The 12,276-nt window shown below is 41.3% G+C and carries 11 protein-coding genes; all 11 read left to right on the forward strand.

Going from position 1 to position 12,276, the window contains the following annotated elements; genetic code table 11:
- The first annotated feature begins 34 nt into the window (after positions 1-34).
- Positions 35-1,036 (forward strand): phosphate acetyltransferase, encoded by a 1,002-nt coding sequence (gene pta / locus DXC04_RS02005; protein ID WP_021861114.1) that lies wholly within the window; start codon positions 35-37, stop codon positions 1,034-1,036.
- Positions 1,037-1,056: 20 nt separating this feature from the next.
- Positions 1,057-2,247, forward strand: a complete 1,191-nt coding sequence (locus tag DXC04_RS02010; RefSeq protein WP_021861113.1) for an acetate/propionate family kinase — start codon at positions 1,057-1,059, stop codon at positions 2,245-2,247.
- Positions 2,248-2,509: 262 nt separating this feature from the next.
- Positions 2,510-3,826 (forward strand): hypothetical protein, encoded by a 1,317-nt coding sequence (locus DXC04_RS02015; RefSeq protein ID WP_118659724.1) that lies wholly within the window; start codon positions 2,510-2,512, stop codon positions 3,824-3,826.
- Between the two features lie 125 nt (positions 3,827-3,951).
- On the forward strand, positions 3,952-5,238 hold the full coding sequence (locus DXC04_RS02020) for a hypothetical protein (RefSeq protein ID WP_118659726.1): 1,287 nt from the start codon (positions 3,952-3,954) through the stop codon (positions 5,236-5,238).
- Between the two features lie 195 nt (positions 5,239-5,433).
- Positions 5,434-5,643 (forward strand): aldehyde dehydrogenase family protein, encoded by a 210-nt coding sequence (locus DXC04_RS02025; protein WP_118659728.1) that lies wholly within the window; start codon positions 5,434-5,436, stop codon positions 5,641-5,643.
- A gap of 167 nt (positions 5,644-5,810) precedes the next feature.
- Complete coding sequence (locus DXC04_RS02030) at positions 5,811-6,344, forward strand: YceD family protein (protein WP_021861110.1); 534 nt, start codon at positions 5,811-5,813, stop codon at positions 6,342-6,344.
- Positions 6,345-6,347: 3 nt separating this feature from the next.
- Complete coding sequence (gene rpmF / locus DXC04_RS02035; protein ID WP_005332600.1) at positions 6,348-6,527, forward strand: 50S ribosomal protein L32; 180 nt, start codon at positions 6,348-6,350, stop codon at positions 6,525-6,527.
- A gap of 142 nt (positions 6,528-6,669) precedes the next feature.
- The gene (plsX, locus tag DXC04_RS02040) at positions 6,670-7,677 is read left to right on the forward strand and encodes a phosphate acyltransferase PlsX (RefSeq protein ID WP_021861109.1); all 1,008 of its coding nucleotides are present in this window, start codon (positions 6,670-6,672) and stop codon (positions 7,675-7,677) included.
- Positions 7,678-7,718: 41 nt separating this feature from the next.
- On the forward strand, positions 7,719-7,952 hold the full coding sequence (gene acpP, locus DXC04_RS02045; protein ID WP_021861108.1) for an acyl carrier protein: 234 nt from the start codon (positions 7,719-7,721) through the stop codon (positions 7,950-7,952).
- Positions 7,953-8,011: 59 nt separating this feature from the next.
- Positions 8,012-8,707: a ribonuclease III gene (rnc, locus tag DXC04_RS02050; protein ID WP_118659730.1), complete on the forward strand. Its 696-nt coding sequence runs from the start codon at positions 8,012-8,014 to the stop codon at positions 8,705-8,707.
- Positions 8,708-8,714: 7 nt separating this feature from the next.
- Positions 8,715-12,272: a chromosome segregation protein SMC gene (smc, locus tag DXC04_RS02055; protein WP_118659732.1), complete on the forward strand. Its 3,558-nt coding sequence runs from the start codon at positions 8,715-8,717 to the stop codon at positions 12,270-12,272.
- Positions 12,273-12,276: the final 4 nt, after the last annotated feature.

Consider the following 12,276-nt stretch of genomic DNA (forward strand, 5'->3'; position numbering starts at 1 on the left):
TATCTGAGAAAATATGGAAAGGAGTCTATTTATCATGGGATTCATAGATGAGATTAAAGCAAAAGCAAAAACAAGCAAAAAGACAATCGTTCTTCCAGAAACAGAAGACAGTAGAACTTATGAAGCAGCAGAAGCTGTATTAAAAGAAGGAACAGCTAATCTGATCCTGATCGGAAGCGAAGAAGAGATCGCAAAGAACAAAGGATCTTTTGATATCAGCGGAGCTACTATTGTAGATCCTGCAACGTCTGAAAAGACAGACGCATACATTGCAAAACTTGTTGAATTAAGACAGAAAAAAGGAATGACAGAAGAACAGGCAAGAGAGCTTCTTCTGACAAATTACTTATATTATGGTGTTATGATGGTTAAGATGAAGGATGCTGACGGTATGGTATCCGGAGCATGCCATTCTACAGCAGATACATTAAGACCATGCCTTCAGATCCTGAAGACAAAACCAGGTACAAAACTCGTATCCGCTTTCTTCGTAATCGTAGTACCGGATTGCGATATGGGAGCTGACGGAACATTTGTATTTGCAGATTCCGGTCTGGAGCAGAATCCGGATCCAGAGAAACTTGCAGCAATCGCACTTTCTTCTGCAGATTCTTTCGAACTGCTGACAGGAAAAGAGCCAATCGTTGCAATGCTTTCACACTCTACTAAGGGAAGTGCAAAACATCCTGACGTAGACAAAGTTGTAGAAGCTACACGTATTGCAAAAGAAAATGCAAAAGAAGGTTTATTATTAGATGGAGAGTTCCAGCTTGACGCAGCAATCGTTCCGGAAGTTGGAGCATCCAAAGCACCGGGCAGCCCGGTTGCAGGTAAAGCAAATGTACTCGTATTTCCAGACCTGGATGCTGGTAATATCGGATACAAACTTGCACAGAGACTTGGTAAAGCAGAAGCTTACGGTCCTTTAACACAGGGAATTGCAGCGCCGGTTAATGATCTTTCAAGAGGATGCAGCGCAAAAGACATTGAAGGTGTTGTTGCCATTACAGCTGTACAGTGTATGGCTGAAGAATAAAAAAGAGAGGAAAAAAGATTATGAACGTATTAGTAATCAACTGTGGAAGTTCTTCATTGAAGTTCCAGCTGATCAATTCTGATTCAGAGCAGGTTCTTGCAAAAGGACTTTGCGAGAGAATTGGAATTGATGGAAGCCTTACTTATCAGCCGGCAGGCGGAGAGAAAGTCAAATCTGACAAAGCTATGCCGACTCATACAGAGGCTATTCAGTTCGTTATTGACGCACTGACAGATGACAAGACAGGTGTCGTAAAAGACTTAAAGGAAATTGGGGCAGTCGGACACCGTGTTGTACATGGCGGAGAGAAGTTCGCCAAATCTGTAGTAATTACAGATGAAGTTATGAAAGCAATCGAAGAGTGTAATGACCTTGCACCTCTTCACAACCCAGCTAACCTGATTGGTATCAATGCATGCCAGGAATTAATGCCGGGTACGCCGATGGTAGCTGTATTTGATACTGCTTTCCATCAGACAATGCCAGCAAAGGCATATATGTATGGTCTGCCATATGAGTATTATGACAAATACAAAGTAAGACGTTATGGATTCCACGGAACAAGCCACAGTTTCGTATCCAAGAGAGCTGCTGAACTTGTTGGAAAACCATATGATGCAGTGAAGACAATCGTTTGTCATCTTGGTAACGGTGCAAGTATCTGTGCTGTAGAGAATGGTGAATCCGTAGACACATCTATGGGACTGACTCCACTGGAGGGTCTTGTAATGGGAACACGTTCCGGAGATATCGATCCGGCTATCTTAGAGTTCATCGCTAAGAAAGAAGACCTTGATATTGCAGGGCTTATGACAATGTTAAATAAAAAATCTGGTGTGTTTGGTCTTTCTAATAACTTATCCAGTGATTTCCGTGATCTTACAAGCGCTGCTGAGAGCGGAAATGAGATTGCTGCTACAACAGTTGATGTATTCTGCTACCGTGTAGCTAAGTACGTTGGAAGTTATGTAGCTGCCATGAATGGTGTGGATGTAATTGCATTTACAGCAGGAATTGGTGAGAATGCAAGTCTTGTACGTGAGAAAGTTATGGAATACCTTGGATACCTTGGAGTTGCAATCGATAAAGAAGCAAATGATTCACATGGTGAAGAAGTGAAAATCTCAACTCCGGATTCTAAAGTTGATGTATTTGTAATTCCTACAAATGAGGAACTTGCAATTGCAAGAGAGACTGTTGCATTAGTTTAATCAGCATAGTTGAACGATCATAGAATTGAGAGGTATATCGAAGGCTGTCGCGGAAGCGGCAGCCTTCTTTATATATAAAGCTTTCGACAGATATAAAGCCGTCGGCAGGATGTGCACTCGCGCGAAGAGGCAGAACATTATTTCTAATATTTTTCTTAAGATTCCGGGAATGAGCGAAAAGAGAATTGAATTTGAGAGAAATATCAAGTATAATGTGCTTGTTCTTAAGATAGGAGATAAAATAAAAAGGGGTAGATATAGAATGAAAAAAAGGAACATGTATGCAGCAGTTTTACTTACAGCAATTCTCAGTGTTACATCTCTGGCAAGTGCAGGTCATGTACAGGCGGCAGGAAATACATCCGGTGTCAGACTTCAGACAGTTCGTGCAGAAAAAGGAAATGCGCTGACAACAGACGTGTTGACAAAGGATACCGGGAAGAGCCAGAAGAAACTTGCAATCCAGACAGGCGCCGCAAAGCAAAAAGCAGCACTTACCGGCAAGAATGTCAGAGCCAAAGCAACAACAAAGAAGAATATGAGTTATATTCCGGTAGTCAAAGGTGTAACAGGTTCAGAAGAAGGCAAGCAGGGCAATGTTGCGCTTGGTAATTCTGTCGGAACTACAGATGGCACGATGGGAAAGAGATACCTCTATTCACAGAAAGTTGAATTTCAGGGCAAGGGTTCTTTTTCATTTTCTGTTAAATGTACAGAAGCAAAGACGGCGGGACGTAATGTTGTCTACGGAGTATTCAAGCAGGCATCCCTGGAAGATCCGATTGATAAGTCAAGCGTTGATGTTGTAACGAAAAAAGGCGATCACAAGACAGTCGTTGTAAAGATCCCGAAAGCAGGAACCTATTATATCGGCATCTATACAATGGTCAATGCAAAAGATAAGAGCGAATCCTGGAAGTTTACGACAGGAGCGATCTACTGGAATGGCAATAATCGTACGATTACCAGTGATAAGAAGATTGCAGTCGGTCACAAAACAACGCAGACGAATTATTTTAAAATGAAAACCACAGAAAGCGGTTATATCACAGTGATTGCAAGTGATCCGAAGAATAAGATTGTTCTTTATGACAGTAAGAAGAATCGTCTTACAGAGAGTACAATTGCAAAATATGGTGTCACATATGGTGTACCAAAGGGAAGAACTTACTATATTAAAGTATGGTCTCCGGCGAGTGAAGATGGCGGTTATACGCTGGTGGCAAAAAACCGTAAGATTTCAGAAAAAAGCGGAAGCAGTAAATCCAATGCTGTGGAGATTAAGAAAAATACCACAATCAAAGGAACAATGGAAACAGGAATGAAAAGAGCGGACTGGTATAAGATCCGTCTTACATCCAAACGGAGTGTGGAACTTTCCTGGAAAGCAAGAACGAATGAAAAGATGAAACTTGCTATTTATCAGGGAAGCAGAAAGATTGATACAAAGACGTTGACTTATGCAGATGCTTCCTACAAGCTGAAGTCCGTTGGAAAATGGCCAAAAGATACATATTATCTGAAAGTATATACTGATACAGAAAAATCTTCCGGTTGGTATATTTTAAGATGGAAATAATCAGATATTTATATTATAATGAATAAAAAGAGGGGCAGTTTTTGTCAATACCATTTTAAATAGGATGATATTACGATGATTGTCCCTGATTTTATATCACAATAGAGGAAAAGGAGAAAGAGGCTATGATGAAGAGAAAAGGCAAAGTATTGTCACTTGTATTAGCGGCTATCCTTACTGTTTCTTCAGGAAGTGTAGTACAGGCGGCAGATACATCGACAAAAGTACAGAATACACATGCAGTGAAGGCAGAGGCGCAGAGTCTGGAAGCACAGAGCAGTATTGTAAAGGCAGTGAAGGCTGCAAAAGTGAGTCCGGTAAGCGCACAGAGCGCAACTGTGAAAGCAACGAAAACAACAGTTGTAGATGGAAGTATTCCGGTTATCATGATGAATACAGGAAACGAGAGTGTCAACAAAGTAGGTCAGATTATACTTGCGGCCCGGAATGGAACAGTAGGCAATCACTATCAGTACAGTCAGGCTGTAACATTCAAAACGAAAGGTACATTGGATTTCGCAATGAATTATTCGGCAAAATCAGACAGTGCAAAGCAGAAATCAGCTACTTACGGATTGTTTTATGATTCCGCTTTAACAAAGCCGGTAGATTCTTATCAGTTCTGTGATGAGCTGGGAGAGACAACTTCCCGCATGTTCAAAGTCCCGAAACCGGGAAAATATTATCTTGGAATCTATGTTTATGCAAACACTTATTCAGATGGAGTCTATGATGCTTGGGGATTTGTGGCTGCAGCAGGTTTCTATAACGGTGCAGACCGTACGATTTTGCATAATAAGCAGATTGCGGTTGGACAAAAAGAGCCACAGACAAATTATTTTAAATTCAAAGCAACACAGACGGGATACGTCTCTGCATTTGCCAGCAAAGACAGCAAATATTCAGTAAAGGTTGCACTTTGTAACAGCAAGAAAAAAGCTTATTCCGATTATACAGCAGTTGGATACAATCCTTCTTATGGAGTAACAAAAGGAAAGACATATTATTTTAAAGTAGCGTCATCCTATAACAGCAATGGTGGATATTTCTTTAAAGTTAAGAATTACAAAGTTTCTGAAAAGAGTGGCAAGAGCAAGGGAAAAGCTGTAACAATAAAGAAAGGCAAGACTGTAAGCGGAACACTGCAGGCGGGAAGCTCACAGGCAGACTGGTACAAATTCAAACTGACCAGCAAGAAGAGTGTGAAGATTTTATGGAAAGCAAAGACCAATGATACAATGAAGATTACCGTATATCAGGGAGGAAGAGCGATCGGAACTCGATCATTGATTTATTCAAATTCTTCTTATACTTTACAGTCATTAGGCAAATGGTCAAAAGGAACTTATTATATTAAAGTATACCGTGGTAATTCCAAATCTTCAGGATGGTATTCTCTGAAATGGAAATAAATTGTAAGTGTGCATCGCATACAGAATATAAGATTGCAGGCTGTAAATACAGAGATAACAAAACAGAATCATAGAGTAAGCGGACAGCTACCGTGAATATTGTGGCTGTTCGCTTATTTTTTATTGTTGCGTGATAGGAAATTTCATTCCCTTCATATAAATAAAAATCCTTCGGCAGTATGCACATATTTTTTTATGGAGACGGAAAAATGGATCAAACGTGTTGTTGCTGAGATGAGTGGAAAGAATGCGATCATTGTTGATTCTTCAGCAAATATTAAAAAGGCAGCCCAGGGTGTTGCAAGTTCAGCCGTAAATCTACAGCAGCTGTTGTATTGTAGCATCCGTTTGGAGGATTTAATATGTCCGGAACAGATGCGAAGACAGGAACAGCAGATTATCTGACAAACTTCCTGAACCTTAAATCTGTAACAGAAGACTTGACAGATTAAGTGTTTTAGAGCAGTTTTTGAAAAAATGTGGACAAACATAGGAAAAATATCTCAAATACCAGTTGACAAAACAATTTTCCATGATATAATAATTTAGGTATGAATAGGGGTGATAGTATTATGTTATTAGACCTATCCAATGTTTTGTCTGAACAGCACAAATCTGTGGATAAGAATGTTTCGATTTCGATGGATGAATTCAGACTCAGAGGAAAGACTTATCCGGTTCTTTCAAAAGATGAGTTGCATATTCAGGTTGAATATGCAGGTGATCAGAAGCTGAGAGTATCCGGTCTGACGAATCTGACGATTGGAATTCCGTGTGATCGATGTCTTGAAGAGGTCCCGGTTGATTTCAAACTGGATTTTACAAGAGAAGTTGAGACAAAAGAAGCAGAAGTCGCTTCGGATGAAGCGGATCAATTAGACGAAAATAATTATATTGACGGATATCATCTTGACGTAGAAAAATTACTCTATAATGAGATATTGGTAGGATGGCCGATGAAAGTTCTGTGTAGCGAAGACTGTAAAGGAATTTGCAGCGTATGTGGTCAAAACCTAAATGAGGGTACCTGCAGCTGTGAAGATACAGGCCTCGATCCGAGAATGTCAGTTATCCGCGATGTTTTTAAGAATTTTAAGGAGGTGTAACCTATGTCAATTTGTCCAAAGAATAAATCTTCAAAAGCAAGAAGAGACAAAAGAAGAGCGAACTGGAAAATGAGCGCACCAAACCTGGTAAAATGCAGCAAATGCGGCGAATTAATGATGCCTCACAGAGTATGCAAAGCTTGTGGTTCGTACAACAAAAAAGAAATCATTGCTCAGGACTAATTTTGAGAATGAAGTTAAAATCAAGAGCGGCGTTTGTCGCTCTTGATTTTTTTTGACACAATCTTTTTATATCATTATAAAATGATTGATTTTTATAATGATGTCTAGTAGAATTATTCTAGTAGTTCTGGGAGGAATTAAGATGACAGATAGAACAATAGTAGCCCTGGATGCTATGGGCGGGGACAATGCCCCAAAAGAAATGATCAAGGGAGCTGTGCAGGCACTTGAGAAAACAGATGCCGTGCAGGTACTCCTTGTAGGTAAAGAAGATGTGATCCGTGCAGAACTTGCACAGTATACGTATGATAAAGCACGTATCGAGGTTGTAAATGCAACGGAAGTGATCGAGACAGCAGAACCGCCGGTGAATGCGATCCGTCGTAAGAAGGATTCTTCTATTGTGGTCGGTATGAAGCTCGTGAAGGAAGGACAGGCAGATGCCTTTGTTTCTGCCGGAAGTTCCGGGGCTGTACTAGTTGGAGGTCAGGTAATCGTTGGCAGGATCAAAGGCGTGGAGAGACCTCCTCTTGCACCGCTGATCCCGACGGAGAAGGGCGTCAGCCTTCTGGTTGACTGTGGAGCCAATGTAGATGCAAGACCGTCTCATCTTGTACAGTTTGCGAAGATGGGTTCCATTTATATGGAGCATGTTGTCGGTATTAAGAATCCGAAAGTCGGCATCGTGAATATCGGAGCAGAAGAAGAGAAAGGCAATGCGCTTGTAAAAGAGACTTTCCCATTATTAAAAGGAGAGAAGAATATCAATTTTATTGGAAGTGTGGAGGCAAGAGAGATTCCGCATGGACAGGCTGATGTCATTGTCTGTGAAGCATTTGCCGGTAATATTATTCTTAAATTATTCGAAGGTGTCGGAAGTGTGCTTATTTCCGAGATTAAGAAAGGCATGATGGGAAGCTTAAGAAGCAAGATCGGTGCGCTTCTTGTAAAACCGGCACTGAAGAAGGCGTTGAAGAGTTTTGACTCGTCCGAGTACGGAGGAGCGCCACTTCTGGGACTCAACGGTCTCGTTGTCAAGACACACGGCAGCTCTACTGCGAAGGAAATCTGCAATACGATTATACAGTGTGTTACATTTAAAGAACAGAAGATTAATGAGAAGATCAAAGAAAGTATTCAGCCGGAGTAATTTCCGTTGGATAGATAGAAGAGCAGAAAGGATGAACAGATATGGAATTTGAAAAATTGAAAGCAATTATCGCAGATGTATTAAATCTTGATGAGAATGATATTCACATGGATTCTACATTTGTAGATGATCTCGGAGCAGATTCACTGGATATTTTCCAGATTATTATGGGAATCGAAGAAACTTTTGATATCGAGATTGATAATGAAGATGCGGAGAAGATTGTTACAGTCGGAGATGCTGTAGAACAGATAAAAAACGCAACAAATGACTAGGCATGAACAAGACGAGAAAGCCCACAGCGGGCTTTTTCGTTTTATGAGGTAGATAATTTATGGATAATATGTTAAAAGAGTTACAGGATCGGATCGGTTATCATTTTCAGGATGATAAACTTCTGAAAAAAGCGATGGTACACAGTTCCTATGCAAATGAGAAGCATCTTCCAAAATACGAGTGCAATGAACGTCTGGAATTTTTAGGAGATGCGGTGCTGGAGCTTATTTCCAGTGAATTTTTATTTTCCCTGCACAAGACGATGCCGGAAGGGCAGCTTACAAAGACGCGCGCAAGTATGGTGTGCGAACCTGCGCTTGCTTTCTGTGCAAGAGATATTGAGCTGGGTAAATATCTGCTGCTCGGAAAAGGTGAGGATGCAACCGGCGGAAGAAAGAGAGAATCTGTCACATCAGATGCGATGGAGGCACTGATCGGTGCAATTTATTTGGACGGTGGTTTTGCTAATGCAAAAGAGTTTATTGAGAGATTTATTTTAAAAGATCTGGAAAATAAGAAGCTCTTTTATGATAGCAAGACTATCCTGCAGGAGATTGTACAGTCAAACTTTAAGGAACCTGTGTCCTATGAGCTGCTTGGAGAAAAAGGACCGGATCATAATAAAGTGTTTGAAGTGGCTGTCCAGATCGGTGACGACAGATATGGAGTCGGCTCCGGGCGCACAAAGAAAGCAGCGGAGCAGGAGGCTGCTTACCAGAGTATACTGGCACTTCGGAAAAAGAACATTGAGTAGGTGAGGTATGTATTTAAAAAGTATTGAAGTGCATGGATTTAAATCTTTTGCGCACAAATTAAAGTTTGACTTTCATAACGGAATTACCGGAATTGTCGGACCGAACGGAAGCGGTAAGAGTAATGTTGCAGATGCTGTCCGGTGGGTACTTGGTGAACAACGAATCAAGCAACTGCGTGGAGGCACGATGCAGGATGTTATTTTCTCCGGGACAGAGAACCGTAAGCCTTTAAGTTATGCATCGGTTGCGATTACGTTGGATAATTCTGATCATCAGCTTCCGATTGATTATGAGGAAGTGACGGTAACAAGAAAGTTATACCGTTCCGGCGAAAGTGAATATCTGATCAACGGCAGTACATGCAGGCTGAAAGATGTCAATGAACTCTTTTATGATACCGGAATAGGTAAAGAAGGGTATTCGATCATCGGACAGGGTCAGATTGATAAGATCTTAAGCGGAAAGCCGGAGGAGCGAAGAGAGCTTTTTGATGAAGCGGCAGGTATCGTTAAGTTTAAGAGACGGAAGAATACTTCTGTTAAGAAGTTAGAAGAAGAGCGTCAGAACCTTCTGCGAGTCAATGATATTCTTACTGAGTTGGAGAAACAGATCGGTCCACTGGAACGACAATCGGAAAAGGCAAGAGAATATTTGAAGAAGAAAGAAGCGCTCAAGACATACGATATTAATATGTTTCTTCTGGAGACAGAGAGACTTAAGGATCTTTCCGGTCAGGTGGAAGACAAGCTTAAGCTTACTAAAGAAGAGCTGGAGCAAGCTTCTGCAGATTATGATGGAATGAAGCAGGAATATGAAGCTGTAGAAGAGCAGATGGAGACGATTGATGAATCCATTGAACACTCCAAGAATCAGTTGAATGAGACTTCCATGCTTAAGCAGCAGCTGGAGAACCAGATCGCACTTTTAAAAGAACAGATCCACAGTGCACGTATGAACGATGAGCATTATGCCCAGCGTGCACAGAGCATTGAGATGGAACTGAGTGAACGTGAAAGCCAGCTTGCTGAACTTAAGAAAGAACAGACGGTAATTCTTGCGGAACATAAGGAAAGCCGGGACAAGGAAGATAAGGCGAAACTGACACTTGTTGAAGTACAGAGTAAGATTGCAGAACTGACAGATGCGATTGACCGCGGTAACAGCAATATCATGGATGTGCTGAATAACCGTGCATCTACGAAAGCAAAGATCCAGAAATATGACACGATGCGGGAACAGATCCAGGTGCGTCGTTCAGAGCTTACAAAACGGATTTTAGAGGAACAGACATCCGGAAACAAACAGCAGAAAGAGAAAGAAAAATATGCTGCGGAATTAGAAGATATTTCCGCACAGATCATTGAACTTAATGAGAAGCAGAATACATATGAAGAACAGATTAAAAGTATTCAGGCAGAGATGAACCGGCTGTCGGAACAGTTCCGTATCAGCCAGACTTCTTATCACCGGGAGCAGTCCAGACTGGAGTCTCTGAAAAATATTACAGAGCGTTATGATGGATATGGAAACAGCATTCGGCGTGTCATGGACAACAAGAACCAGGAACCGGGACTTCTCGGTGTTGTTGCAGATCTCATCAAAGTAGAAAAGCAGTATGAGATTGCGATTGAGACTGCACTTGGCGGAAGTATCCAGAATATTGTTACCCGTGATGAAGATACTGCTAAGCGGATGATTCAGTTCCTTAAGAAGAATAAGTTTGGACGTGCAACATTTCTTCCGCTTACAAGTATTCGTCCGGGAAATGGAATCGGCAGACCGGAAGCGCTGAAAGAGCCGGGAGTGATCGGACCTGCGAATGCACTTGTTACAGTCGATCCGAAATACAACGGTCTTGCATCGAATCTTCTGGGACGTACGCTTGTTGTTGACCACATTGATCATGGTATCCAGATTGCGGGAAAATACAAACAGTCAATCCGCATTGTTACGTTAGAAGGAGAACTGATCAATCCAGGTGGTTCTATGACTGGTGGTGCATTTAAGAATACGAGTAATCTGTTAAGCCGCAGGAGAGAGATTGAAGAATTGGAAAAAGCGGTACAGAAGTTAAAAGCACAGATGAATGATCTGGAGCAGTCTCTGAATGAAAAGAGAACGAAGCGTACCGGATATTATGAGAAGATAGAGCTGTTAAAAGAAGAATTGCAGAAGGCATATGTCGTTCAGAATACAGCGAAGATGAACCTTGATCAGGCGGAGGCGAAGATCCATACGTCAGAGAACATGATTTCAGATATTAACAGAGAATCAGAAGAGCTGGAACATGAGATGTCAAATATTTCTGATAATCAGGAATCTATACAGGTAGAGCTGGATACATCAGAGAAGATGGAGCAGGAGTTAAATGCCAGAATTGAAGCGGATCAGACTGTATTAGATCAGATCCGAGAGGAAGAAACTTTATGTCAGAAAGAGGTGGAGACTCTGCATCTTGCTAATGCAAGTCAGGAGCAGAAGATAACATTTATTACAGAAAATGTTACACGTATCCAGGAAGAAATTGATAAATTCACACAGGAAATGGAAGAACTTACAGCAAGCCAGGGCGGTAATTCCAAAGAAATCGAAGATAAGGAATTACAGATCCGTGAGCTGAAAGAGACGATTGCAAATTCCGGAGATTTATTTACAGAGATCCGGCAGGAGATTGAGAAATCAAGGAAAGAGCGTGAAGAACTGAACCAGAGACACAAAAGTTTCTTAAAGAAACGGGAAGAACTTTCGAAACATATGTCTAATCTGGATAAGGAAGTATTCCGCCTGGAAAGCCAGAAAGAAGGCTACGAGGAATCCACAGAAAAACAGATTAATTATATGTGGGATGAATATGAGATCACATATGGTCATGCACAGGAATTAAGGAATGCGAACCTTACAGATCTCTCCAAAATGAAAAAGTGTATCCAGGAGTTAAAAGGCGAAATCCGGCAGTTAGGTTCCGTAAACGTAAACGCAATCGAGGATTACAAGAATGTTTCCGAGCGCTATACGTTCTTAAAGAACCAGCACGATGACCTTGTGGAAGCGGAAGCGACACTGGAACAGATCATTGCGGAGCTGGATACAGCGATGCGTAAGCAGTTCAGGGAGCAGTTTGAACGGATCTGCAAGGAATTTGACACCGTATTCAAAGAACTGTTCGGTGGTGGTAAAGGAACGCTTGAGCTTATGGAAGATGAAGATATTCTGGAAGCAGGAATCCGCATTATCGCACAGCCACCGGGAAAGAAACTGCAAAATATGATGCAGTTATCCGGAGGGGAGAAAGCATTGACGGCGATTTCCCTGTTGTTTGCAATACAGAATCTCAAGCCTTCACCGTTCTGTCTCTTAGATGAGATCGAGGCGGCGCTGGACGATAATAACGTAGACCGTTTTGCAAAATATTTACACAAGCTGACAGAGAATACACAGTTTATTGTAATTACACATCGTAGAGGAACGATGATCGCTGCGGATAGATTATATGGAATCACAATGCAGGAAAAAGGTGTTTCAACCCTTGTTTCGGTAGATTTACTGGAAAATGAATTAAAATAATAGT

The sequence above is a fragment of the Dorea sp. OM07-5 genome (genome assembly GCF_003481355.1).
Classification (GTDB): domain Bacteria; phylum Bacillota; class Clostridia; order Lachnospirales; family Lachnospiraceae; genus Dorea_D; species Dorea_D hominis.